Source organism: Natrialba sp. PRR66 (genome assembly GCF_034808065.1).
Classification (GTDB): domain Archaea; phylum Halobacteriota; class Halobacteria; order Halobacteriales; family Natrialbaceae; genus Natrialba; species Natrialba aegyptia.
The window spans coordinates 195152-219089 of sequence record NZ_JAXHGN010000005.1 but is presented as its reverse complement, the minus strand read 5'-3'; the positions used below and the strand labels follow the sequence as shown (position 1 = coordinate 219089).

The 23938-nt window shown below is 62.5% G+C and carries 27 protein-coding genes; 13 read left to right on the top strand and 14 right to left on the bottom strand.

The annotated features are described in order from the left end of the window. Positions 1 to 128: 128 nt before the first annotated feature. Positions 129 to 281, top strand: coding sequence for a hypothetical protein (locus tag SM755_RS18100; protein WP_323173875.1), 153 nt, complete (start codon positions 129 to 131; stop codon positions 279 to 281). A 101-nt stretch (positions 282 to 382) separates the two neighbouring features. On the opposite strand, the gene SM755_RS18095 is transcribed toward SM755_RS18100, so the two are convergent. Continuing rightward, positions 383 to 1252, bottom strand: a complete 870-nt coding sequence (locus tag SM755_RS18095; RefSeq protein ID WP_323173874.1) for a hypothetical protein — start codon at positions 1250 to 1252, stop codon at positions 383 to 385. Positions 1253 to 1524: 272 nt separating this feature from the next. Between SM755_RS18095 and rbcL the strand changes: the two genes are divergently transcribed. After that, positions 1525 to 2781: a type III ribulose-bisphosphate carboxylase gene (rbcL, locus tag SM755_RS18090; RefSeq protein WP_323173873.1), complete on the top strand. Its 1257-nt coding sequence runs from the start codon at positions 1525 to 1527 to the stop codon at positions 2779 to 2781. Positions 2782 to 2883: 102 nt separating this feature from the next. Further along, complete coding sequence (locus SM755_RS18085; RefSeq protein ID WP_323173872.1) at positions 2884 to 4107, top strand: 8-amino-7-oxononanoate synthase; 1224 nt, start codon at positions 2884 to 2886, stop codon at positions 4105 to 4107. 167 nt (positions 4108 to 4274) lie between these two features. Here the strand turns inward: SM755_RS18085 and SM755_RS18080 are convergent, their stop codons facing one another. From SM755_RS18080 to SM755_RS18070, 3 genes are read right to left on the bottom strand one after another with little or no spacing between them, the layout of a single operon-like run. After that, positions 4275 to 5813 (bottom strand): replication factor C large subunit, encoded by a 1539-nt coding sequence (locus SM755_RS18080; protein WP_323173871.1) that lies wholly within the window; start codon positions 5811 to 5813, stop codon positions 4275 to 4277. A gap of 42 nt (positions 5814 to 5855) precedes the next feature. Further along, entirely contained in the window at positions 5856 to 6230 is a 375-nt protein-coding gene (locus SM755_RS18075) for a PIN domain-containing protein (protein ID WP_323173870.1), read from the bottom strand. Beyond that, entirely contained in the window at positions 6231 to 6461 is a 231-nt protein-coding gene (locus SM755_RS18070) for an AbrB/MazE/SpoVT family DNA-binding domain-containing protein (protein ID WP_323173869.1), read from the bottom strand. It lies immediately after the preceding gene. 337 nt (positions 6462 to 6798) lie between these two features. On the opposite strand from SM755_RS18070, the gene SM755_RS18065 reads away from it, so the two are divergent. Further along, on the top strand, positions 6799 to 7911 hold the full coding sequence (locus tag SM755_RS18065; RefSeq protein ID WP_323173868.1) for a peptidase: 1113 nt from the start codon (positions 6799 to 6801) through the stop codon (positions 7909 to 7911). Positions 7912 to 7965: 54 nt separating this feature from the next. Further along, a complete protein-coding gene (locus tag SM755_RS18060; RefSeq protein ID WP_323173867.1) occupies positions 7966 to 8715 on the top strand; it encodes a molybdopterin-binding protein in 750 nt (249 codons plus the stop codon). 23 nt (positions 8716 to 8738) lie between these two features. Here the strand turns inward: SM755_RS18060 and SM755_RS18055 are convergent, their stop codons facing one another. Both SM755_RS18055 and SM755_RS18050 read right to left on the bottom strand, forming a co-directional pair. Beyond that, positions 8739 to 9017: a hypothetical protein gene (locus tag SM755_RS18055; RefSeq protein ID WP_193364811.1), complete on the bottom strand. Its 279-nt coding sequence runs from the start codon at positions 9015 to 9017 to the stop codon at positions 8739 to 8741. 223 nt (positions 9018 to 9240) lie between these two features. Further along, positions 9241 to 9591 carry a winged helix-turn-helix domain-containing protein gene (locus tag SM755_RS18050; RefSeq protein ID WP_006108860.1) on the bottom strand — a complete coding sequence of 117 codons (351 nt, stop codon included), beginning with the start codon at positions 9589 to 9591 and terminating at the stop codon, positions 9241 to 9243. Positions 9592 to 9830: 239 nt separating this feature from the next. On the opposite strand from SM755_RS18050, the gene SM755_RS18045 reads away from it, so the two are divergent. The 3 genes from SM755_RS18045 (at position 9831) to SM755_RS18035 (ending at position 11334) form a co-directional block, all read left to right on the top strand. Beyond that, positions 9831 to 10031: a hypothetical protein gene (locus SM755_RS18045; RefSeq protein WP_006666566.1), complete on the top strand. Its 201-nt coding sequence runs from the start codon at positions 9831 to 9833 to the stop codon at positions 10029 to 10031. 237 nt (positions 10032 to 10268) lie between these two features. After that, positions 10269 to 10979, top strand: coding sequence for a helix-turn-helix domain-containing protein (locus tag SM755_RS18040; protein ID WP_006666567.1), 711 nt, complete (start codon positions 10269 to 10271; stop codon positions 10977 to 10979). Beyond that, on the top strand, positions 10957 to 11334 hold the full coding sequence (locus SM755_RS18035) for a hypothetical protein (protein WP_323173866.1): 378 nt from the start codon (positions 10957 to 10959) through the stop codon (positions 11332 to 11334). The genes SM755_RS18040 and SM755_RS18035 overlap by 23 nt, the downstream gene beginning before the upstream one ends. Positions 11335 to 11368: 34 nt before the next feature. On the opposite strand, the gene gcvH is transcribed toward SM755_RS18035, so the two are convergent. From gcvH to SM755_RS18020, 3 genes are all read right to left on the bottom strand, one after another. Next, positions 11369 to 11776, bottom strand: a complete 408-nt coding sequence (gcvH, locus tag SM755_RS18030) for a glycine cleavage system protein GcvH (RefSeq protein WP_323173865.1) — start codon at positions 11774 to 11776, stop codon at positions 11369 to 11371. A gap of 150 nt (positions 11777 to 11926) precedes the next feature. After that, complete coding sequence (gene gcvT, locus SM755_RS18025; protein ID WP_323173864.1) at positions 11927 to 13024, bottom strand: glycine cleavage system aminomethyltransferase GcvT; 1098 nt, start codon at positions 13022 to 13024, stop codon at positions 11927 to 11929. A 213-nt stretch (positions 13025 to 13237) separates the two neighbouring features. After that, positions 13238 to 14830: a S8 family peptidase gene (locus SM755_RS18020; RefSeq protein ID WP_323173863.1), complete on the bottom strand. Its 1593-nt coding sequence runs from the start codon at positions 14828 to 14830 to the stop codon at positions 13238 to 13240. Positions 14831 to 15106: 276 nt separating this feature from the next. Here SM755_RS18020 and SM755_RS18015 point away from each other — a divergent pair, with 276 nt between their 5' ends. Together SM755_RS18015 and SM755_RS18010 are read left to right on the top strand one after the other, a co-directional pair. Next, positions 15107 to 15577 (top strand): NYN domain-containing protein, encoded by a 471-nt coding sequence (locus SM755_RS18015; protein WP_006666572.1) that lies wholly within the window; start codon positions 15107 to 15109, stop codon positions 15575 to 15577. Positions 15578 to 15644: 67 nt separating this feature from the next. Then, positions 15645 to 16427: an alpha/beta hydrolase gene (locus tag SM755_RS18010; protein ID WP_323173862.1), complete on the top strand. Its 783-nt coding sequence runs from the start codon at positions 15645 to 15647 to the stop codon at positions 16425 to 16427. A gap of 96 nt (positions 16428 to 16523) precedes the next feature. On the opposite strand, the gene panB is transcribed toward SM755_RS18010, so the two are convergent. After that, a complete protein-coding gene (gene panB, locus SM755_RS18005; RefSeq protein ID WP_323173861.1) occupies positions 16524 to 17336 on the bottom strand; it encodes a 3-methyl-2-oxobutanoate hydroxymethyltransferase in 813 nt (270 codons plus the stop codon). Between the two features lie 119 nt (positions 17337 to 17455). Between panB and SM755_RS18000 the strand changes: the two genes are divergently transcribed. Next, on the top strand, positions 17456 to 17689 hold the full coding sequence (locus tag SM755_RS18000; RefSeq protein WP_006666575.1) for a DUF5822 domain-containing protein: 234 nt from the start codon (positions 17456 to 17458) through the stop codon (positions 17687 to 17689). Positions 17690 to 17825: 136 nt separating this feature from the next. Here SM755_RS18000 and SM755_RS17995 read toward each other — a convergent pair whose 3' ends face one another. The 3 genes from SM755_RS17995 to SM755_RS17985 form a co-directional block, all read right to left on the bottom strand. Beyond that, on the bottom strand, positions 17826 to 18374 hold the full coding sequence (locus tag SM755_RS17995) for an HAD family hydrolase (RefSeq protein ID WP_323173860.1): 549 nt from the start codon (positions 18372 to 18374) through the stop codon (positions 17826 to 17828). Positions 18375 to 18424: 50 nt separating this feature from the next. Further along, on the bottom strand, positions 18425 to 19165 hold the full coding sequence (locus SM755_RS17990) for a helix-turn-helix domain-containing protein (RefSeq protein WP_323173859.1): 741 nt from the start codon (positions 19163 to 19165) through the stop codon (positions 18425 to 18427). Between the two features lie 336 nt (positions 19166 to 19501). Then, entirely contained in the window at positions 19502 to 20779 is a 1278-nt protein-coding gene (locus tag SM755_RS17985) for an HAD hydrolase family protein (RefSeq protein ID WP_323173858.1), read from the bottom strand. Positions 20780 to 20945: 166 nt separating this feature from the next. On the opposite strand from SM755_RS17985, the gene gfcR reads away from it, so the two are divergent. Both gfcR and SM755_RS17975 read left to right on the top strand, forming a co-directional pair. After that, on the top strand, positions 20946 to 21620 hold the full coding sequence (gene gfcR, locus SM755_RS17980) for a transcriptional regulator GfcR (protein ID WP_006666579.1): 675 nt from the start codon (positions 20946 to 20948) through the stop codon (positions 21618 to 21620). Between the two features lie 567 nt (positions 21621 to 22187). Then, positions 22188 to 22505 (top strand): hypothetical protein, encoded by a 318-nt coding sequence (locus tag SM755_RS17975; RefSeq protein WP_323173857.1) that lies wholly within the window; start codon positions 22188 to 22190, stop codon positions 22503 to 22505. A 341-nt stretch (positions 22506 to 22846) separates the two neighbouring features. Here the strand turns inward: SM755_RS17975 and SM755_RS17970 are convergent, their stop codons facing one another. Continuing rightward, positions 22847 to 23929: a glutamate--cysteine ligase gene (locus SM755_RS17970; RefSeq protein WP_006666581.1), complete on the bottom strand. Its 1083-nt coding sequence runs from the start codon at positions 23927 to 23929 to the stop codon at positions 22847 to 22849. Between the last annotated feature and the right edge of the window lie 9 nt (positions 23930 to 23938).

The following is a 23938-nucleotide window of genomic DNA, read 5'->3' as shown; positions in this document are numbered from 1 at the left end:
ACAGAATCCTAAAGGTGTATCCGGTGGTCGGGCTAGATGTGAACTGATTGTCGTTACGCGGGTGGACGGCCGCCGCCCCCGACACTCACCGGCACCACACTGACGAGCAGCCGTGTCCAGTCTAGGCTGTGTCCGTCCACATCGAATGCGATGCGTGTGGCTACGCACACACGATCCCCGAACGCACGTTCGACCCCGAGTTCAGGCGGACCGTCTGTCCGAACTGCGGCGACGAGTCGTATACGGTTCGGCGAACTGAACTCGGGTGGCATCCGCCGTGAACGTTCGCACCTGCGCGTAACGACCCAGACGATTCATTCACCTCGTACTGGATACTGGAATACAGTACTAACTACTGGAAGAAACGAGTGCAGACCGGCGCCTAGATGAGGTCGGTTAGCGTCGACCGAAGACGGCTCAAAACGCCATCCGATTCATCGTCAGCTGCGACAGCGTTTTGTTCTGACTCAGCTTCGGATTCGGGTTCGGACGCAGAACTCGTGGCATCGAACGGAACGTGTGTCTCCGTGTTCGAGTCGCTGGCCCGCTCGTGGGCGGAATCGTGATCGTCCCGTCCTTGCTGCTTCGCTGCGTCGTCAGTCTGTGAACCGTCCGGTTCCGAGCGACGATCGCTTGCCGGGGAGTCCGGTGTCGGTTCGGGTGCTGAACCGGGATCGGGATCGGGTTCGGTTTGAGAGTCGGCTTCGGCCTCGGCCTCAGCCTCAACCTCAACTTCGGATTCGGATTCGGATTCGGATTCAGTCTCCGTGTCCACCCACAGGAACTCCTGCTCTTTCGTTCGCCCGGTCAACAGGAGCGCCTCGAGTTCACCGTCGTCCGCGAGGAGGTCGTCATCGAGGTCGGTCGGCTTGTCGACCGGTTCGTTCGCACTGGCGATGATCGCTTCGGGACTGTCGTCGAGAACGTCGTCGACGGCGGCTCCGTCGTCATCGTCCTTGAGTTGGCCAAAGATCGAGGCGGCGGTCTGATCCTCGATGCCACGCGGCTCAGCGGGAGCATCGTCGGTAGTTCCGGTGGAATCACTGCTATTGGAGCCGGTAGTCCCGGAATCGGTTTCGGAATCGGCCTCAGTATCGGTCTCAGCGTCGCTCCCGGCCGCAGCAGTGGAACCCTGTTCGCTCGCCGGCTCGTCGGCCGTGTCGTCCGCGAGTTCACCGAAGAGATCGGTTGCGCTCGCGCCGACATCAACGCCCCCATCGCCCGTGTGTTCGTCAATCGTCGTATCGGTCATGCACTCCCGAGTAGCTGTTATATTATACCAGCTAATTAATTTTTGCAATTTTTTCTGTCACGAGCCCTGAGAGACGTGCCGTATTAGCGTGTCGGCCGATTCCGGGTCCCGGAGCGGTCAAATGTGACCGAACGGAAACTAGTCGCCGAATTTTCCACAAAATCGTCGGAATCGGACCGGTCATCGAACCGAACGCTCCGTGGTGCGGGTTGCTTCACTGTGCGAAACGACGCAAACACTATTAGCTGCCACGGTGAACGTCAGCAGATACCATGACCGGTATCGAGTACGACGACTTTCTCGACCGTACGTACGACCCTGCCGCGACTGAACTCGTCTGTACCTTCAGGATCGAACCGGCCGAGGGGATGACGATAGAGGCCGCAGCGAGTCGGGTTGCCTCAGAGTCGTCGAACGGCACCTGGGCGACGTTGCACGTCGACGAGTCGGAACTGACCCATCTCGGCGCGGTCGCCTGCGAAATCGATGAGAGCGAGAACGAGATTACCGTCGCCTATCCCGCCGACTTATTCGAGGCGGGGAGCATGCCCCAGATCCTCTCGTGTATCGCGGGCAATATCATGGGCATGAAAGCCGTCGAATCCATCCGGCTCGAGGACTGTGACTGGCCCGAACCGATCGTCTCCGGCTTCCCCGGTCCACAGTTCGGGACTGGCGTCGCGCGCGAAAAACTCGACGCCGGCGACCGGCCCATTTTGGCAACGGTCCCGAAACCCAAGGTCGGGCTTTCGACGGCCGCCCACGCCCGCGTCGGCAAGGAGGCCTGGCGCGGCGGCGTCGACCTGCTGAAAGACGACGAAAACCTCACGGATCAGGACTTCAATCCCTTCGAGGACCGACTCGCGGAGAGCCTCGCCGCCCGCGACCGCGTCGAGGAGGACGTCGGCGAACGAAAGGACTACCTGGTGAACGTCACCGGTGAGACGACCGAAATGCTCGACCGCGTCGACCTCGTGGCCGAACACGGCGGCGGGTTCGTCATGGTCGACGTGATCACCTGCGGTTGGGCGGCCGTCCAGTCCGTCCGCGAGCGCTGTGCGGACCACGGGCTGGCGATCCACGCCCACCGCGCCATGCACGCCGCCTTCGACCGGCTGGACCACCACGGCGTCTCGATGCGCGTGCTCGCCCAGATCGCCCGCCTCTGTGGCGTCGACCACATCCACACCGGCACCGCCGGCCTCGGCAAACTCGCAAACGAGGATACGCCGGGTATCAACGACTGGCTCCACGGCGACTGCCACGGGCTCAAGCCCGTCCTCCCCGTCGCCTCCGGCGGGCTCCACCCGGGCGTCGTCGACCAACTCATCGACGCGCTCGGCACCGACATCTGCATCCAGGCCGGCGGCGGCATCCACGGCCATCCCGACGGCACTCACGCCGGCGCGAAAGCGCTCCGCCAGTCCGTCGACGCCAGTCTCGACGGCGTGTCACTCGACGAGTACGCTCAAGAGCACGCCGAACTCGCGACTGCACTCGACAAATGGGGTGCCGAGACGCCACGGTAGCCCGACACTGCCCGTTTCGTTCACCCAGCCGAGTTCAGCGCATCGGGAGACGCGGAACAGAACCGTGAGAGTAAAACCACGTCGCGGACTCCCTTCAGGCGAATGGAAGACTGCGACCGCGGGTTCGACCTCGAGGACCGACTCGGCACCCTCGAGGAGCGCAAGCAGAAACGAACGCTGTCGCCCGTCGATCGGGTCGCCGAGCGCGGGTACTTCGCCGACAGTGCCGGCGGTGACCTCCCGGTTCTCGACTCCGAGGAGGCGCTCGTGTTCTCGTCGAACAACTACCTCGGTCTGACCGACGACCAGCGCGTCCAGGACGCGGCGCGCCAGGCCGCCGCAACCGTCGGCACCGGCTCCGGCGCAAGCCGAGTCGTCACCGGCGATACGATGGTCCACCACGACTTAGAACGACTGCTCGCCGAGACGAAAGGGACCGAACGCGCACTGACGTTCTCCTCCGGATACGCCGCCAACGTCGGCACGATCACCGCGCTCGACCCGGACGTGATCTTCTCCGACGAGTTCAACCACGCAAGTCTCATCGACGGCTGCCGGCTTGCCGGCTGCGAGACGGCCGTCTACGATCACTGCGATCCGGCAAGTCTGCGCGCCGAACTCGAGGACCGGGCCGACCGCGCGGCTGACGATGGCAACGACGACGAATCCTGGCTGATCGTCACCGACTCCGTCTTCAGCGTCGACGGGACCGTGGCCCCGCTCTCGACCATCTGTGAACTCGCCGAAGAGTTCGGCGCGTGGGTGATGGTCGATGAGGCGCACGCGACGGGACTCTACGTGGACGGCGGCGGCGTCGTTCAGGCGGAGGGACTCGAAGACCGGGTACACGTCCAGATGGGAACGCTCTCGAAGGCGCTCGCCAGCCAGGGCGGCTACGTCGCGGGCAGCAACGCGTTGATCGAGTGTCTGCTCAACGACGCGCGGTCGTTCGCGTTCTCGACGGGACTCGCGCCGACGGCGGCCGCGGCGGCGAGCGAGGCGTTGCACCTCGCACGCTACAGCGATGCGCGCGAACAGCTCTGGGAGAACGTCGCCCACCTCCGGGACGGGCTGGAGACGATGGGCTTTTCGATTCCTGGTGAATCGCAGGTCTTGCCCGTCTTCGTCGGCGATCAGCGGGATGCCCTCACGCTCGCGGATGGGCTTCGCGCTCGCGGGATCGTCGTCCCGGCGATCCGACCGCCGGCGGTACCCGAGGGAACGAGTCGCCTCCGCGTCGCGCCGATTGCAACCCACAGCCGCGAGGACGTCGTTTCGTGTCTCGAGGCGTTCCGAACGGTCGGCACGGAGTTAGGCCTCCTGTGATCGTGTGATCGCACGCTTCCGGCGGGGTCCGGACGCGGACGTGCTGACTGTCGCTCGTTTCTCACAATCTGCCCGCTCGTCGCTATCTCCACCCGCTCGTCGCTATCGCCGTCGGCATCGTCGTGGGACCAGTCGATCGTACTATCCGCAAAAGCGCAGGAGTCGCGTTACAGGAAATCGTTCAATCCGGACTGATCGTCGCTGGATTCGGTTGGGTCGGCTTCGGTGGCTGTGGCTTCGTGTTCATCGCCACCGTCTCCGCCCGATGTTCCGGTCGCGCCTGCAAGCGTTTCCTGTTCGTTCGAGCCGCCAGTACCGGCGTCGGCGTTCGTCTCGTCCTCACCGCCGCGTTCGCCCTCAGCTGCCGATTCGGCTTCGTCCGCCGCTGCTCCCTCGGCATCGAAGAACGCCGAACCGGAATGCTCGACCGTCTCCTCGGCGATCATCTCCTCGGCGTCCTCGACGATCGACTGAACTTTGTTCGTGTCCTTGCCGCTCCCCGTGACGAACGACACCTCCTTCTCGTCGAGTTCATATGTCGCCGCCATGCGAACAGTCAGCTCGCGGTTCTTGCAGTGGTGGGTCATCGCCGAGAGGAAGGGCATGACTTCGCGGCGAGCCGTCCCGATGCTCGTGCCCTCGCGTTCGGCGATCCGTTCGGCGATCGAATCGCGCGTGTTTCGCGAGCCCTTCGTGCGGCCGAGTTTCGACCAGTAACTCGGCGGGCCGTAGCGGGTCCACCCGCCCTTGTCCTCGCGGCGGGAGGCCGCGACGCCCGCGGTCATGTTATCCGCGGCGTAGCGCCAGAACGAGTAGTTCTGCGTCGATCGAACCCGTCCCAGCCAGCGGTCGGCGTTCGCGAGGAACTCGTAGGCGTCCGCGAGTTCAGCGCCGTGGTAGTCCTTCGGAACGTTATCTTCGATCCAGTTTAACATCTCGTCGGGGTTCTCGTCGACGTCGTAGGACGCCTTGAGCGCGCCTTCGGCGTCTTCCTCCTTGATGAGCGCGTCGAGAAAGTCGAAGATTCCCTCTGTCGTGTCGCGTTCACTCGTGACTACGTCATCGACGGTCAGCCGACCGGTGTCCTCGGCGACGGCCTGCAGGTCGTTGACCGCCGAGCGCAGGTCGCCGCTTGTCGTCTCGGCGATGTTCTCGAGTGCCTCCTCCTCGAACTCGATATCCTCGCGCCGGCAGATATCACGGAGGACGGGCACGATCGAGCGCTTCGACACGTCGCGAAACTCGATCGTCTCGCAGGCGTTGCGAAGCGACTGGCTCATGTCGTAGAACTCGTTGGCTACGAGAACGATCGGCTGGTTCGCGCTCTTGACGACGCGGGTGACCTCCCGTGAGCCGCCGTAGTCGGCGTTGCCGTGGAAGTTGTCGGCTTCATCCAGGATCACCAGCCGCCGTCCCGACTCGCCGCCGGTGAGCGTGCCGCTCTTTGCGGCCTCGCCGGCGATGCGTTCGATCACGTCGGCCCCGCGGCTGTCGCTGGCGTTGAGTTCCATCACTGGCCAGCCCATATCACTGGCCAGTGCGTGGGCCGCCGAGGTTTTCCCGACGCCGGGGCTTCCGTGGACGATCACCGCATCCCGGTGGTCCTCCCAGGTCGTGGCCCACTCCTCGAGTTTGTCTCGGGCCTTGTTGTTCCCGCGTACCTCCGACAGCGTCGTCGGACGGTACTTCTCGGTCCAGTCGCTCATTGACGGGTATTGGTGTGAGCCGCGTTTAGGGATTGCGGAGCGCTACTCGTCGTCGACTGTTTTCAGGTCGAGACGTGGTGTGACGTCCTCGTACGTCTCGTCGCTCGAGACGATGGTATCGCCGTTCGATTCGACGAGGTGAAGTGCGTCGAACGGTGTGAACTCGTGGTCTTCCACGTATGTCGCCGCCGTAACGACCGTCTCCACATCACCACGTACCTCGACGAGGTTAGCAGCGTTCGAGACGACGCGTTCGGTATCACGTTCCTCGCGGTAGGCGACCATCAGGAGTTCGATGAGCGTGAACTGCGATGTCCACAACTCATCTCGGTGTTTCCGGTATACCGACTCGGCGGTGTCTCCGAGCCAGTCTTCGTCCTTAATCAGCGTGAGAAGAAAATCGGTTTCTGCATACATCTATCGTCCAGCCTCGTCAAGCGCTGCTTCGCGAGTTTCTTCACGAAGTTCGTCGGCCGACTTCTCGATATCTGCGAATTCGTCCCTGAGTGCTTCGAGCGGGTCGTCGGCGACCGGAACCAATTTGATCCCGTCGGGAAGCTGAACGACGTGATACCGGTCTCCATATCGCTCTCGAACCTCCTTCGGGAGCGTGAGGCGACCACGGTCGTCCAGCGCTACGTCAGACATATCCCGAGGTACGGTGGGCGAAAATAAAAATGTTCCCCGACATAGGGAATTACCCATTCTGTGCGCGTCGGTCCGGAACTTGTCTCCGCATCCACGAGCAAACAGCGATGCGTATTCGACGCTCTCAGCACACCGAATCTACATCACATTTTCCCGACTTCTCGGTCCAGTCGCTCGTTCCAAAATCGTTGGAGTGAGTCGCGTTTAGTGGTGCGGAGCGTCACTCCTCGCCGACTGTCTTCAGTACTCGCTTCAAGTTGAGATGTCCGCATCGAACGGTGTGAACTCGTTCTTGGAGAATCACAAGACACTTGTAAATTATTTCTAAGTCACACATATGTCGCTGGTCGCCGTCTGGCTGTGGTTCCTCCTCGTCCTCGCGGTCGGATTCGTCGCCCTCGTCGTCGCCTGTCTCGGCTACCTGTACGGACTTCTCGCCCCTCACCTGAGCGACGAATCGGCAATCCGAGGAGCGAACATCTGTGCGATCGGATTCGGGTTCGTCGCCGGCTATCCCACGTGGTATCTCGTACGCGCCGGACTCGATATGCACACTGTCGTTTCCGGCGGAATCGCAGCGATCGTAGTCGGACTCACTGCTGGCTGCGTCGGGACCGCCACGATCACCGGTGTCCTCCGAAGCGATCCGTCCCTGTTCTCAACATCTCCCTCGAACGTTCGCCGCCGTTACGCTCGCTATCTGACGAGCATTTTCGCTCTCGCTTTCGGTATCATCGTCGTCGCTCTGCCAATCGTTCAGCGCGAGCCACTCGCCGGGCTCGGAATGCTTCCCGTTCTCATCTCCCTCTGCTGGGTCGCTACACCGTTTATTTTCCCGCTCACGGTTCCCGTCCGTCGACCGACCGCCACCGAACGTGATCGTCTCGAGGCCGTGCTCGATGCGAGCGACCTCTCGACCTACAGCGTCCGGATCATCGATTCCGATATCCACGGTCTCGATGGGTGGCTCTTGGATTCTCCCCTCTCTCGGTATCTGTTCGTTTCACGGGTTACAGTCGACGCCTGCGACGATGCCACGCTGAGGGCGCTGTTCGTCGCCCGCCGCGAACAGAAACGGTACTATACGTATCTACTCAAAGCCGCATCGCTCACCATCTCGGGCGAATGTATTCTTCTCGGACTCCTCATCGATGACATCTCGGTCCTGTTCGTGGCGATACTCGCACTCGCACTCACACTGCTCGAGTTCAGCGCCCTTCGACGCCTGCGATACTACACCGACGACCGCGCTGCCGAGACGGTCGGCGCAACTGAACTCGCGGCTGCGTTCGAACGCGTCGCTGTGGAAGGCGGCATTACGGTTACAGAAACTCCGAGTCGGAACTGGTTCTCGTCGACCCCGTCGTTGAGTGCGCGGATCGAACGGCTTCGCGCCGAAGCTGGGACGACCGCCGAAACCACCGGTGGTGAGACCGCCAACGCAGACTGACCGTCCCGTTTCTCGACCCGCGGACGCTAACTGATTCGAGCACGAACGGCAGCCATGAACGTCGCACTCCTCACCGTCGGCGACGAACTCCTCGCCGGCGAGACGACCAACACCAACGCCTCGTGGCTCGCCGCCCGACTCACCGAACGCGGCGCGACCGTCCGTCGCATCCTGACGGTCCCCGACGACCGCGAGTTGATCGCGGCGACAGTGGCTCGCTGGCAGGACGACTCCGAGATCGATGCGATCATCGCCACCGGCGGGATCGGCGGCACCCCCGACGACGTGACGGTGTCCGCCGTCGCGGACGCGCTCGATCGCGAGTTCGTCGTCTTCGAGGAGATGTACGACCGATTGCGCGAGAAGGCGACTGCGTTCCGCGAGGAAAACCCCGACCTCGTCGCGGAGTACGATCTCGAACTCGATCTGGAGGTCGCCGCCTCCCTGCCCGAAGGCGCGACGCCGATCGTCGTAGACGAGGGGTGGGCCCCCGGCTGCGTCGTCGAGAACGTCTACGTCTTCGCGGGGATTCCCGAGGAGATGCACGCGATGTTCGAGTCGGTTGCCGCGGAGTTCAGCGGCGAGACAGTCTCACAGACGATTTTCACGCCTGCACCGGAGGGGGCGCTACACGAGGTCCTCGAGACGGTTACCGACGAGTTCAGCGTGAGCGTGGGAAGTTATCCTCGGGGTTCGGATCGGCCGGGGCGGATTCGCGTCTCGGGGTCCGATCCGGAGGCGGTCGAGCGGGCGATTTCGTGGCTCGAAGCGCGCGTCGAGACGGTCGAGCCCCCGTCGTCCTGATCGATCTCAACAGCAGCCGACCGTCACCGATACAAGGAGAGATAAAGCATCCCGAAGCCGACGATGAAGGGGACTGTTTCGACGATGTAGAAGGCGGTTGCTGCCGAGGGAAGTTGGGACGTGATGGTCGTGAGAGCGACGCCCATACTGAGGAAGGCAAAGCCGATAAACGCCGACTCGAGACGTTTTGATTGGTTTTTCGTATACGATTGAAAGCTGATGAGCGTGAGTCCAAGCGCCAGGGCGAACACGGTCAACTGCATCAGCATCAGAACGGCCTCGGCGAGTTCAGCGAGCATCATATCTATATCGAGTCACCCGTTTCGTGATGGGATTGGGACGGGTATGGATGTAGGTGGTACTGCCGTGAGTGGGAACGGTGATGTGTCTTGTGGGCGCACGGTCCGGATCGACAATCGGCGGAATCGACGCCGGAGCGAGTGAGATCTCGGAGACAAGAGACATCGCCAATGAGCGGTACGTTCGATGGAGGTGTGGGAGACGTGACAGCCATCACAATCGTCACTACTTCGCACCGAGTTCGTCCCAGAGGCGGCTAAACCGGTCGGGGAGATTCTCCTCGCGGAAGATGCGAACGTCGTACTCGTCGTCTTCCAGTGAGATGACGGTGCTGTTGAAGTTGCACGTGTACTCCTTGTAGTGATTGCCGTCGTCGGCGACGAGCGTGCGGTCGTTGATCAACTCGTTTTCCTTGAGGAGGTCGAGACGCCGGTAGATCGTCGGCCGCGAGAGGTCGAGTCGCTCTGCGAGTTCTTTGGCAGATCCTGGCTCACGACTAATCGAGGCGAGGACGGTTCGTGCGTGCTCGTCCCCGATAGTATCGAGGATTTCTTCGATAGAGGACTCGTGTTCCATGTCTAACGCGTAGTGTGATTCAGAGAAAAAGGTTTTCCGGGTTGGCTGAATATCTCCCTCCGTTATATTTTTATTGGCCGACAACAAACAGCTTGTATCGGCACGATTCAACGTCGTGTCAGCGATGTAGTATCTATACTTGCCGCTATTCTCAGATCGTGAAAATACCTATATATACCTCTTCTCCGTGCAAGAAGTCCCTGACCGGAATATATCACCTCTAGGTGAGAGTGACGAGTATGGCAACGACTGATGGGGTGTCAAATGGGATGACCGAGCCCTGTGAAGTTTGTGAAGTTGACACGTTACACGAAGTATCCGTACAACTCGTTACCGAAGGCGGCGAGGGGGACAATGCACGCTACTCGCGAGAACCGTACCGCGTTCGCGAGTGCCAGCGCTGTGGAAACCGTGAGAGCAAGCGGATGAACAACGCCTGATACTGCCGGACAAAAGTCAGTGAACACTCGATCGCGTCTCACGGATCGTCGCTCGTGGCGATGACCGTTCGAGTGCGATCGACGTGTGAATAGTTTTGTCCGGCAGTGTGAACGGACTGGGAGCGGCCGCATCGAATTCTGCAGGCTGAACGCCGTACAGTTACTTTTCGAGCTGATTACCCTGCCGTGATCGGTCCGGTAGCTACTTGAGTCAACCGTCCGACCCATGAGATGACTATGGGCGGACGCGGGCCGAAACGTGAACTCGCAGAGAAGATTGCCGGCGAAATCACCCTGAGTGACGACCCCGGTGCGACGCTTCGCAAGTGGCGCACCGACTTCGACACCTCCCAGACGGACCTCGCCGCCGAACTCGACGTCTCTTCGTCGGTCATCTCCGACTACGAGAGCGGTCGGCGGGAGAGCCCCGGGATCGGCGTCGTCGGTCGGCTCGTCGACGGGCTGCTCGCAATCGACGAACGCCGCGGCGGTAACCGGATTCGCCAGTACGGACGCGTTCTCTCGGCCGGATTCGACAGCGATGTCGTCCTCGATCTGCGCGAGTACCCGAGTTCAGTTCGTCTCTCGGAGGTGTACGACAACGTCGGCGCGACGGAAGTCGTCGACGGACACACGGACCGAATCAACGGCCACACCGTCATCGATAGCATCGAGGCGATCACCCGCCTCTCGAGCGAGGAGTTCTTCCGGCTCTACGGACAGAGCACGAACCGCGTGCTCGTGTTTACGAGCGTGACCCGCGGCGAGGCCACCGCGGTCGCGCTTCGCGTCCTCAATCCGACGCCGAACGCGGTGATCCTGCACGGCCTCGACGAAGCGGATCTCTGGCCGCACGCGGCCGATCTGGCACGGATCGACGGCTACTCGCTCGCCGTGACATCGACGCCGCTCGAGGAATTACTCGATGAACTCGCGAGTCTCGAGTGAGCGGGTCGAGCAGATGGGGTGGACGGAACGACTGACGCTCGCGCTGACGGCCGGCTACCTCGTGACGCTGGCAGCTGTCTTTGTCATCGACGAGCCGATTCTCTGGGTCCTCTGGGCGGCCGGAGCGGTCGGTATCGTCGGTGTCGTGTTGCTCGCGGTCAATCGATCACGGGCCGTTCCGGTCGCGAGTGAGAGCGGCGAGGCGGTCTCTACGACGGAGGCGGAGACTGGCGCTGAGACTGAGAATCGGATTGAGACCGGGACTGGAACCGAAACTGGAACCGGGACTGAAACTGAAAACCCGGCAGCTACCGAGAACGGAGCGGAAACGAATTCGGACGCCGAACGGGACTGAGTTCTGCGAACTCTCTGTGTAAAGCGATCCTCGATCAGGCGACCTGCGCTTCGTACTCGTCGGCCGAGAGCAACGCGTCGAGTTCGTCGGCGTCGGCGGCGTCGACTTCGAGCATCCAGCCGTCGCCGAACGGGTCGTCGTTGACGAGTTCAGGAGCGTCGAACAGGTCGTCGTTGACGGCGACGACCTCGCCGCTGACCGGCGCGTAGAGATCGGAGACGGCTTTGATGGATTCGATGACGCCGAACTCGGTGCCTTGTTGGATGTCCTCGCCCTCGTCGGGGAGTTCGACGAAGACGACGTCGCCGAGTTCGTCCTGTGCGAAGTCGCTGATGCCGATGCGAATTCGGCCGTCTGCGTTGGTTTCGGTTTCCGGTTCCGTTTCGAGTGCCCATTCGTGGGAGTCTTGATATCGTCGGTCGTCGGGGATGTCGAAGCTCATTGGTGTGTCTTGGAATCTGCGTCTGTCGTCGTGTGTCTGTGCGCTTCGTGTCGCTGGTCGTGTCTCCGTCTCTGGACGGTCCTCGGACGGTACCGGGAGACGGCGAGTACGAGTCTGTGCCGCTACGTATCCGTATACACACAACCGTACTTATACCGTATCGATAAACGGCGTCGGTTCGACGCGCGCTTTTTTCGATCGGCCGCGAACGACCACGTTGAGGGTTGTACCGAGCTCTGCGTACTCGCTGGGGACGTATCCGAGTCCGATCGGCTGGTCCAGCGTCGGACTCATGGTGCCGCTCGTGACCGTCCCGATGACGCGGTCGTCGGTGTTCGTGATGTCGTAGCCGTGGCGCGGAATCCCGCGGTCGATCAGCTGGAAGCCGACGAGTTCTTCCTCGGCTCCGTCTTCGCGCGCCCGGTCGAGCGCGTCGCGGCCGACGAATTCGGTGTCGAGCGCGACGGTAAAGCCGATGCCGGCCTCGTAGGGGGTTCGAGGGTTCGACTCGTGGTCGAAGTCCTGGCCCGAGAGCAGGAGTCCGGCTTCGATGCGGAGGGTATCTCGTGCGCCGAGACCGCAGGGCTGGCACTCGAACTGCGACCAGATCCGTTCGGCGTCTTCCCACGGAGCGATCAGTTCGAACCCGTCCTCGCCGGTGTAGCCGGTTCGGGCGGTCCAACACTCGACGCCGTCGATCGTCGCCGTCATCGCCTGGAACCGGTTCAGATCGGTGATGGACTCGTCGGCGACGGCTGCGACGAGTTCGGCTGCGTCCGGTCCCTGGACGGCGAACATGGCGTACTCGTCGGTGCGGTTGTCGACGGTCGCCTCGAGGTCGAACTCGTTGCGGTAGTCGATCCACCGTTCGTGGGTTTCCTCGTCGGTCCCGGCGTTCGGGACGAAGAGGTAGGTCGGGTCGTCGTCCTCGTCCGGCAGCCGGTAGATCACCGTGTCGTCGATGATGATACCTTCCTCGTCGGTGAGGACGGCGTATTGGGAGTCACCGACGTCGAGACGGGTCACGTCGTTCGAGGTGAGCCGCTGCATCAGCGTCGTCGCATCCGGCCCGGTGACGTGAATCTGGCCCATGTGGGAGACGTCGAAGATGCCGACGGCGTCTCGGACGGCCTCGTGTTCGGCCTGGATCGAGTCGAACTCGACCGGCATATCCCAGCCGCCAAACTCCGTAAACTTGGCCCCCCGTTCGTCGTGAATTCCACGCAATGGCGGCGTCTGAAGCGGCATACTCGGGAGGACACGCCCGGGGTAGTAAGGTCTTTTGTGATTTCGATAGTCCATCAGCGGACGATGGCCGATAAAAGAAACTGCCAGATGAGTGCTGGCGGTGCTGGCTGCACCGAGTGCGCTGTGGTGAGACGACTGCCGGATGTGACGTGGCACCGAACCCGGACCAGCGCACTGCTGTCAGGTGAGTGAATTGTGAACTCGGGTGATGGGTTACTTGCCGAGTTCTTCGATGGTCAGCGTGTAGGAGCCGCTGCCGCTGTACTGGTTAACGAGGATGCCGAGTTCCTCGCTACCGGAGAGGTCGACCGTGATCTCCTCGTCCGAGCCCCAGTTGTACGAGCGGCGGTCGTAGTCCGATGTGGTTGGCGTGCGACCGTCGAGAGTCAGGTAGAGGTCGAAGTCGGCACTCGACGGGCCGCTCAGCGAGACGGTGGCGCTGCACGGATTCGCCGTCTCGAGCGTGTAGGAGTAGGAGTCGCTCGAGTTACTACTGCTAAGGTTGCCCTCTGCGGTTTCGGTATTCGTCTCGTCACCGCAAGTCCCATCGCCTGGATCGTCGCCACCGTCACCGTCGCCGGGATCGGTCGTAACGGCCTGTCCGGCGTCGACACGACCGTGACCCTGTTCCTCCGAGGAGAGACCGACATCGACGGCGGTGTTTTGCAGGTGACTGCGCAGTTCCGCGTTCGAGAGTTCCGGGTGAGCGGAGAGCGTGAGCCCGGCGACGCCGGCGACGACTGGTGACGCCATCGACGTGCCGGAGAAGGTGTCGTAGTCGTCCCACGGAATCGAGGAGAGGACGTTCCCGCCGGGTGCGGCGAGTTCGATCTCCGGCCCGACGTTCGAGAACGCCGAGAGCGTTTCGCCCTCGTCGAGCGAGGAGACGGCCATGACCGTGTCGTAGGCTGCGGGATAGGAGACGCTGCTGCCATAGTCGTTACCGGCGGCAGCGACCAGCAACGAGCCCTGGTTGTTGGCGTACTCGCAGGCGTTTGAAAGCGTCTGGCTGAAGCCGCCGCCACCAAGGGACATGTTGATCACGTCGGCACCCTGGTCGGCGGACCACTGGATTGCGTCGGCAATGTCCGTAAGCGACCCGCCACCACCATCGCCAAGTGCGCGGGCCGACAGGAGCGAACAGTTGCTGATTCCGGCGTGACCGGTTCCGTTGTCCGTTCCGCCGGCGGCGATTCCACCGACGTGAGTGCCGTGGTTTTCGCTGGCACTGGCCGGGTACGGATCGCCGTCGTTGTCGACGAAGTCGTCGCCGTAGTTCGAGACGCTCTCATCCATGTTCCCTTCGAGATCCTCGTGATCATACTGGATCCCCTGGTCGACGACCGAGATCGTCACGCCGGGATCGCCGTAGGTGACGTCCCAGGCGGCCTCACAGTTGACTTGCTGTGGAGCGTACTGCTGGCCGTACTGCGGATCGTTCGGCGTTGCGATGGCCTCGTAGGTCGCGTTGTCCTCCGCGTATTCGACGTCGTCCGCTTCGAGGACGTTTCGCTTGAAATTCTCCCGTGCCTGCGTCGAGGCCCTGCTCGGGAACTCGACGGCGACGTATCCGAGCGTCTCGTTCGTGTGAACGATCGTCGCCTTACTCGGCAGTTTCGAGTCGATCGTCGCCTTACTGGCCGAGACGGAGTCCGATACCCCGACGACAATCTCGTCCTTTTTCGGACCCGGACTCCGTCCAGGTGTTGCGCTGGTAACTCCACCAAGTCCCAGGAATGCCCCCAGTGCGCTGGTTGCTTTCAATACCGATCGCCGTCCGATATTCCTCTTGGTATCACGAGACATGATACGACATGAGAAATACTGATATTCTATTAAAGTGTTATGAAACAGGTTAGAATTTATTACTGTACCTGTGCGGATGTAGAGCTCTCCTATCGACAAATATCATTAATAAATAACCAATGACAATTGTCTTTTCGAATAGCTCATCGGTTTGTCGATAAACAGCACTATAGTTTCCGATTCAACGGGTCGCCTGGAGCGCCAACTCGACCGCCATACTGAGCTATCACGACTCGTTTCGCTACACCTATCCCGGGCCCGTGGCTACCGCTCGGTATGTTCGATCGTGTTCGTGCCCGTCTCGCCCCCGATTCTACCCCCGAGCAACAGCGGGAACTAGCCGTCGGGCTGCTCGTCGATGGACCGAACGTCTTCCGCGACGAGTTCGATGTCGATCTCGACGATCTCCGTTCGGCCGCGAGTGAACTCGGCCGCGTCGGCGTTATCAGGCTCTATCTGGACGAACACGCGACCCCCGGCCTCATTCAGGCGGCCGAGGCGCGCGGCTTCGAAGTCGTCGTGACGAGCGGCGATGTCGACGTGAAACTCGCCGTCGACGCGACCGCACTGTCCTGTGACGGGACGATCGACCGCCTCGCGATCGCCTCGCGAGATACGGACTTCAAGCCCGCTCTCGAACACGCCGGAACGCGAGGTATCGAAACGATCGCAATCGCACCGGGATCGCACGGCCGCTCCGATGCGCTTCAGAACGCGGCGGACGAGGCGGTGACGCTCGGGACCTGAAGTACAGGCCCCCACCGCCCCGCCGCCCCGATGGAGTCTTTATACGCTCCCCGGTCGTTCATCACCTATGCAGCAGGTATCTCACCACGGCCGGCAGACGGCCTACGAGTGCACCGATCGAGGTGGTGACGGTCCAACGGTCTGTTACGTCCACGGCAGCGGCGGCACGAAAGACGTCTGGAAGTCCCAGCACCGCCTCGCGGATCGAACACCGGTCGTCACGCTCGATCTGAGCGGCCACGGCGACTCGGACGACGTCGACGCGAGCGGGGGATATACGGCACTTTCGGCCTACGCCGACGACGTTATCGCCGTCGCAACGGAAACCGACAGTCAGGTTCTGGTCGGGAACTCACTCGGCGGGGCACTGGTCTTGCACGTGCTGCTCGAACGCGCCGACGAGTTCAGCCCGGCAGCCGTCGTGTTGACCGGGACGGGTGCCCGCCTCGGCGTCCTCGACGACCTGCGCGAGTGGCTCGCGAGCGACTTCGAGCGGGCGATCGAGTTCCTCCACGGTCCCGATCGGCTCTTCCACGATGCCGATCCTGAACTCGTCGAACACTCGAAGGAGCAGATGCGCGCGTGCGGGCAGGCGGTCACCCGCCGGGATTTCGAGACCTGCCACGCGTTCGACGTTCGCGCTGAACTCGGTGAGATCGATGTGCCGACGCTCGTCGTCTACGGCGAGGCTGATATGCTGACGCCGCCGCGGTATCACGAGTTCCTCGCCGACGGAATCACCAATGCTCGAGCGGTCAAGATTGACGACGCGGCGCACCTGTCGATGCTCGAGCGACCGGCGGCGTTCAACGACGCTGTGAGCGGCTTTGTCGAGTCGATTGGGGAGTGACGATCGAGTTTCGGGGTGGCGGCTAGATAACAGTTGAGGTGCAGTCCTGCGAGTTGCTGGCTGAACGGCGGACAGACCGGAACGCAGAAAAGCAGATCAGTACAGTTCGTCGAGGTCCTCGGCCTCGTGGCTGTGTTCATCGGCGGGAAACGCGCCGGACTCGACCGCGGAGACGTAGTCGTCGATCGCGGATTCCATCTCCTCACGTACGGAGCCAAACTGCTCGGCGAACGACGGTGACCACTCGCTGAGCCCGACCGCGTCGTCGACGACGAGCACCTGACCGTCACACGCCGGCCCGGCACCGATTCCGATCGTCGGAATATCGAGTTCAGCCGTGATCTCGGCCGCCAAGTTCGACGGGATGTGTTCGAGGACGAGCGAGAACGCGCCGGCGGCTTCGTGTTTCCGAGCGAGGTCGAGGATGCGATCGGCGGCCTCCCGGTCGGTCCCCTGTCGGGGATAGCCGCCGTAGTGGTTGACGTGCTGGGGTGTCAGGCCGAGGTGAGCCATCACCGGAATGCCGAGTTGGACCATCCTCTCGGTGAGATCGACCGTGTGGGGCCCGCACTCGAGTTTGACCGCCTCGGCGTTTTCCTCTTTGAGCATGCGGCCGGCGTTCTCGATGCTCTCGGCGTCGTCGACGCCGACGGAGAGGAAGGGCATGTCGGCGACGACCAGGGCGTCGTCGGTAGCGCGCGAGACGGCCCCGACATGGCGTGCAATGTCGTCGACGGTTACCGGCAGCGTCGACTCGTGGCCGAGCGAGGTGTTGCCGACGCTGTCACCGACGAGAATAACGTCGACGCCGGCCTCGTCGACGAGTTCGGCCGTCGGCGCGTCGTAGGCCGTCAGCATCGTGATCGGATTCTCACCCGCCATCGCGGTCAGGTCCCTGACTGTGGGCATAGTCACGTGTTGGCGCTCGAGTAGTAAACAGCACCGTTCTTCTCTTCACCGGCGCGAGCGCCAGCGAGGCGAGCGGGTGACCCGCGACGCTTAAGAGGACTGGGTCGGGAGTCTGAACCGTGCCAGAACCCGTCGAAACGACCACGCCCGAGGGCGTCGACTACGGGTGGGTGATGCAGGTCACCTTCGTCGTCACGATCATCGCCGGTTCGCCGCTCGTTGCGCTCCTCTCGACGACTGCCGAGTTGCCGACGTGGGGCTCGCGGGCCGAGTTCGCGATCCGCGTCGGGGCAGTCATCTGGCTGTTCGTCGCGGTGGGCGTCTTCGTCTACGCAAAGCGAGCACAGCGCTGACAGCTCCGGAACGCTGGATTCAGCCGCTCGGTGAACTCGAAGTGAGCCACAGGCTCAGACGGACTGCTGGAAGCCAGTTCCGAGGCATCCACAGGACAGGTTGCGCGTGCGCCGGGAAATCGTACAGCAGATCGTATCAGACGCCGGACGGGCCATCACCGACGTACTGGAAGTCGACGCCGGCTCGCTGTGCCGTCCGCTCGTCTCGCTCGGAGTCGCCGACGAAGACCGCCTGCTCGGGCTCGACACCGAGTTCACCGACGGCGGTAAGCAACGGTTCCGGATCGGGTTTCTGGGTGGCGACCGTATCGCGACCGACGACGACATCGACCGCCGGCGTGAGGCCGTGGTTCTCGAGTGCGTGCCGGCAGGCGGCCTCGCAGTTGAGCGAGCAGACGCCGATCGGGACGGATCGGGCTTCGAGATCGGCCGCGAACGGGAGTCGCGGTGCGGTCCGTGCGCCCGTTCGTTCGTGGCTGGCGATCGTCTCCTCGACCGCTTCGAGGAGGCCCGCCTCGGCTGCGCCCTCGAGCATCGCCCAGAGATCGTCCCCGGGCGGCTCGGTGGCTGCGTCGTCGTACACTGCACGAACGTCGGACGCGACGGCGTCCCAGTCGACGTCGAGATCGACGAGCGTCCCGTCCAGGTCGTAGACGATGGCATCGTACCCGTTCAGAGCGGTCACGTGCCACAGTAGAAGCCGCCGACGAATATACTGTGTGCTCCGCGACCTCGCTACTCCATTGCGACCTCGCCCGTCGGATCGTCGAGTTGTTCGCCAGCAAGAACGCGGTTCGCCCGCCGGAGCCGTTCCGAGAGCGCCTGATGCGAGATGTCGAGTTCACATGCGAGTTCTTCGAGCGAGATTTCGCGGGGAACGTCGTAGTAGCCCTGGCGGTAGGCTTCGGCGATGGCTTCCCGTTGCGGATCCGTCAGCGCGGCCGTGGTCTCGATTTCGTCGTCGCCGGCTTCGACCAGTCGCTTTACGTCGACGTGGACGGACTCGTCCTGTGATTCGATTGCAGCGACCGCGTCCGAGAGATCCTCGCGCTCGGGAAAGAGGAGCCGCAACGTCCACCGATTATCGGTTATCTGGGCGTCGAGAACGGCCCCGTCGCCCTCGTAGATGGAACTGCAGACGGACCGCACTCCCTCGCCGTACCGAAGTTGGTAGAACCAGTCGGTCGGTTCCGCGTTCGCGTCGGTCGTTTCGGTCACCTCGCTCGTCGCGTCCGCCCCCGCATCGTCGGCCGAACTCGTGAGCAGGTGTGAGTACGCTTCGATCGTCGGATCCGACTCGAGCGCCGCCTCGAGTTCGTCCCTGTCGACGTCCGAGAACCAGACGAACGGAACCGTTCGAGCGGGTCCCTCGGCGATGACGCTCTCGACGCGAACGGAAACGGTCGATAGCCGGTCGACCGTCTCGCCGAGCGCGAACTCGTCGACCGGCAGGGAGATGACGGCAATGGTCGTCATCGGAATCTCACCCCGACCGAAGCGTCCGGTCTGCCGCCGGAAAGCGTGGTACTCTCCACAGTCCGACGGGTCGGTTGGCGAACGACACCGCGGTCGTCGGAGACGTTGAGTTTGAGGGGAAACATCTCAGGACCTCCGATCGCGGCAGCAGGTGCGATACGTGGCGACCGCTCAACGCGCCTGTGAGTGGCCCGACACGCTCGCTCGTGATCGCCCTGGCCGGATCGCGCTAGTACGAAAACATGTCGTCTTGTCGGTTGATGGCCCGGCCTTTGTGTTCCAGCGGTTTAAATAGGGGATCGAATACGGCGACAGCGCCGTGCCGCGGCGAGTGCGTTATCCCAGTCTCGCAAACCGGTTGAGGGCGTACACCGTTCGCAGGATATCGACGCTTCGACCGCGGTCGAAAACGAGTTCGTCCGTCTCGAGGACGTGCTCGATGGTATCGCGGGAGGCGTGTTCCGGCGCGGCCGCGATACCGGTTCCGTTCTCGGCGGCCCACCGCATGACTCGCAGGTCGCTCTTCGAGTCGCCCATCACGAGCGCGAACGGGTCCGTGACATCGAGCACGTCCAGCGCGCGTTCGACGCCGACGACCTTGTTCAGTTCGAGGCTCCCGATTTCGGCCGCATCGGCCTCATAATAGGCCACGTCGATCCGTTCGAGGACCTGTTCGAGTTCGTCCGGGACGGCGGCGGCATCCAGGTCGGGATAGCCGCCCTCGCTCTCGAGGACGGACCTGATTTCGGGGTCCTGGGCGGCGTAAAAGGTGCGCGTCCAGTCCGTAATCGGTTGTTCGTCGAGTTCGTGGTCGCCGTCACCGTCAGCGTCCGTCGACGCGAAAATCGTCGCAACTGCGTCCGAAAGCAGGTCGAGCAGATAGACCAGCGCCTCATCAATGATCTCGCGGGCGTTCGACGACCCGGTCTCGTAGTTCGGCTTCATCGTGACGTTGAACTCGTTGCCCTGCAAGTGACAGCCCCGCCGGAGGTCTTCGGATGCCTCGGGGAGCACGCGCGAGCGCACGTCGTCGAACACGTCCCTGATCTCGGCGTCCAGGTCCTCATAGAGCAGTTGCTTCGTCTCCGCGCCGTGGCCCGGGGTGAAGACGCCCGTTCCGGCCTCGTAGACGATCGAGAGGTTCCCCGAGTGAACGATTTCGCTACCGAGCCCCTGGATGGCAAATCCCTTGACGTTCTCTAAGGTCTGGCCCGTGCAGATGACGATGGGAACGCCGGCCTCGTGGAACTCGGTCAGCACGTGAAGCGTTTCGCGGGGAATCTCGTTGTCCGTCCCGCCCGCCGACCGCAGCGTTTCGTCGACGTCCAGGACGAGGACGTTTACGTCACGTCCGTACTTGGCTTCGAGATCGAGCGCGGTAAAGGCCTGCTCGCGGGTCGCCCGCGCGACGATTTCCGCAAACGTTCCGCCGGCCGCGAAGTCGCCGCGAATCTCGTCCTTTCGGGCCTCGAGTTCATCGCTTGCATCTTGCCAGTGTTCGAGTGCGACTCGCGAGTCGACCGCGGGAAAGACATCGACGAACTCCTGGTACTCTCGCAACGTCTCCGTCTCGTACTCGTCGTAGAGCCGATAGACGAGGTCGTATCGCTCCATGGTACGTAGAGCCAGTGGCAGGGAGATAATCGTTTTCCGTCCTGTGGCAGTACTTGACGGTGATCGACTCGGGCAGCCGCCATTGGAAAGTCAACTACACGTCATGTCGCGGCTCATTTCTCATCGGACGATACGACTATAAAAACCGCGTCCGAAGGAACGGCATATGAAGAACGTCGACGATCTCATCGAGAGCGCGGCTGAACTCGCAGCCCGCGGCCTCTCGAAGGGCGAAATCGCGGACGAACTGAACGTCTCCCGGGAGACGGCGAGTTGGCTCGTCGAGCGAAGCGACGCGACGACCCAGTCCGAAGGGCGGCCAGCACAGTCGGCACCGACGGGAGCGGACGCGACGACGGAAAACGGGAGCCGTCCACAGGACATCCACGTCGACTGGGCCGCTATCGGCCGCGACAGCAAGCGCATGAGTCACGTCGCCGCCGCGATGGCCGATCTGCTGGCCAAACACGGCGAGGACGTCGACCTCACCATCGGGATCGAAAAGGCCGGCGGCCCCATCGCAACGCTCGTCGCACGTGAACTCGAGACCGATCTCGGCACCTACACGCCGGCAAAACACCAGTGGGAGGAAGGCGACATCGAGGACCTCGGTGGGACCTTTTCCCGAAACTTCGCCGGTATCCGTGACCGCGAGTGTTACATCGTTGACGACACCATAACCAGCGGGACGACGATGCGAGAGACGATCGAGGCGATCCGTGCTGAAGGCGGTGAACCGCTTGCCTGCGTCGTCCTCGCCGACAAACAGGGGCTCGAGGAAATCGACGGCGTCCCGGTCTACTCGCTCGTGCAGGTCATCAGCGTCGGGAAGGACGACTGAGAAAGTCTGCGGTACCGATTTTCCGCGCACTCGCAGGACACAGGACGGGTCGCGAGCGCGCCGAAACTGACTGACGGCAGCCCGTACGAACGGACTGTCATCGAGTGAGAACGGGCGGGACGCTAGTGGACATCTCGATCATGTTCGCAGCCGTCGGCCAACCGCGCCGGTGTTTCGGACCGAACGTCGATCGCGGCCGGCCGCGCGAGCGTCATTGCTGAGAGCGGGTTTCGGTACCGCGGAACCCTCGCTCGTGCTCGTTGCCGGTGTCGAGGTCCGAGTCGATAGCGAACCCAAGTAGTCTCACAAAACACCGCCTGGGTAGTCCAGAGACAGCGGACGGCTACCACGTACGTAACTGGCGTCTGAGAGATGTGAACTCGGCGTCCGTGTACGATTTCGAGAGTATGCATACCTTCAGCAGAACGAGTTCAAGTGCCGTGTTATCACGTATTTATTCCATGTTTATTTTTAAGAATTTAAATCGCATTTGTCACTCTCCGCGAACCCAATAGGTGGCACATTCTCTTGGGGGATGGCGTCCGGATATGGACCGAGGGTACGATAATGACCGATCGATGTACGCGGCGACGGTTGATCGCAGTCAGTGGTACCGTGTGTGCAGCCGCACTCGCAGGCTGTGGCGATACCGGTGAAGATCCGGAGAACGAGACGGATGACGGGGCGACTGATGGCGAAACCGGCGACGAAAACGGGATGGGCGATGAGAACGGGATGGGTAATGAGACGAACGGCGAAGAGAACGGGATGGGGAACGAAACAGACGGTGAGGAGAACGGAAATGAAACGGACGGGATGGGCGATGAGAACGACACTGGTGACGAGAACGGTATGGACAACGAGACGAGCGACGAGGATATGTAACTATAGTAGCCACTGAAAGTCAATGCATACCTGATCGCACGACGGCTGTACGATCAGTGTGTGGATCGTTTCAGTTGCTACGATAGCCGGCGGAGACCGCCTTCGGAAGCGAAACAGTCTCGCCTCCCCGGCCGGCCAGAGACGACGTTTGCTTGTCACGTCGTTTCAAACTGCGGCATAGCTACCGTCTTGGGACGCGTACACGCCCTGTGAAAACGCATCCGCGGCTGATACTGATCGAAAACCGCCTCTACACCCGGTGGTGATCGAAGCCGTGAGACGGGGCCGTTCCGCCGCGATACCGGAGAGAGAGAAAGAGAGAGAGAGAGAGAAGCGGTCCGTCACTCGAGTTCAAGGAGCAGACTGTCACAGAGCGCGTCCGGGCCCGCGTTTTCGAGGAGTCGCCGCTGTTTGCTCGCGCCGCTTTCGCGCTCGTAGACTCGTTTGATGCCGTCGATGCCGAGTCGGTCGCACTCGCGGTCGACTACTTCGCCGAGGGAGACGGTACCGTCGAGTTCCCGGTCGATGAACGACGCTTCGTGTCCGTAGCGCAGGGCGCGCCACTTGTTTTCGTCTAAGAGTTCGCGGCGATGGCGGGAGTTGGGGGTGCCGTCCTCGTACTCCTCGGCCAGCGCCTCGACGAGGGCGTGGGCGTACTCGACGAACGCCATCACGATATCCGGATCGGCCTGGCCGTCGGGTGTTCGGAGTTCGACGGTGCCGTGTTCCGTGTGTGGGCGGACATCGTACCAGAGTTCGCCGCGGTCATTGATCGAGTCGGTCGCGAGCATGCGGCGTTCGAAGCGGTCGAAGGCGTCGAAGTCCTCGAAGTAGGTCGGCATGCCGGTGTTGGGGAGTCCTTCGAAGAGTTTCGCGCGGGCGGACTGGAGGCCGGTGTCGAAGCCGTCCCAGTACGGCGAGTTCGCCGAGAGCGCGAGCATGATCGGGACGTACCACCGCAGCTCGTTGGCGATCCAGACGGCCTTATCGGCGTCGTCGACGCCGACGTGGACGTGAACGCCGGCGGTCGTATTGCGGTGCTGTGGGTACTGGATGCGATCGAGTTGGGCTCGGTAGCGGGGTTTCTCCGCGTGCTCGAGTTCGCGCCACTTCGCGAGCGGGTGCAAGCCGGCGGCAGCGATCCGAAAGCCGTGGCGCTCGGCGTGGTCGACGAGCGCGCGGCGGATTTCGAGTAGCGCCGCCCGCGCGTTTGCGGGGTCCTCGATGAGCGGCGTCTGGGTTTCGATGACGAACTTGAACAGTTCGTGATCGAGTCGATCGGCGAGGATTTCGGGGGGGTCGTGTTCGTAGACGAGTTCGTCGGTACCGCTCGTGGGCCGACCGCGCTCGTCGACGACGAAACACTCCTCTTCGATCCCCAGTGTGCCCATACGCGTAAACGAATCCGGCGACCCGCGTTCCATCGTGGAGTC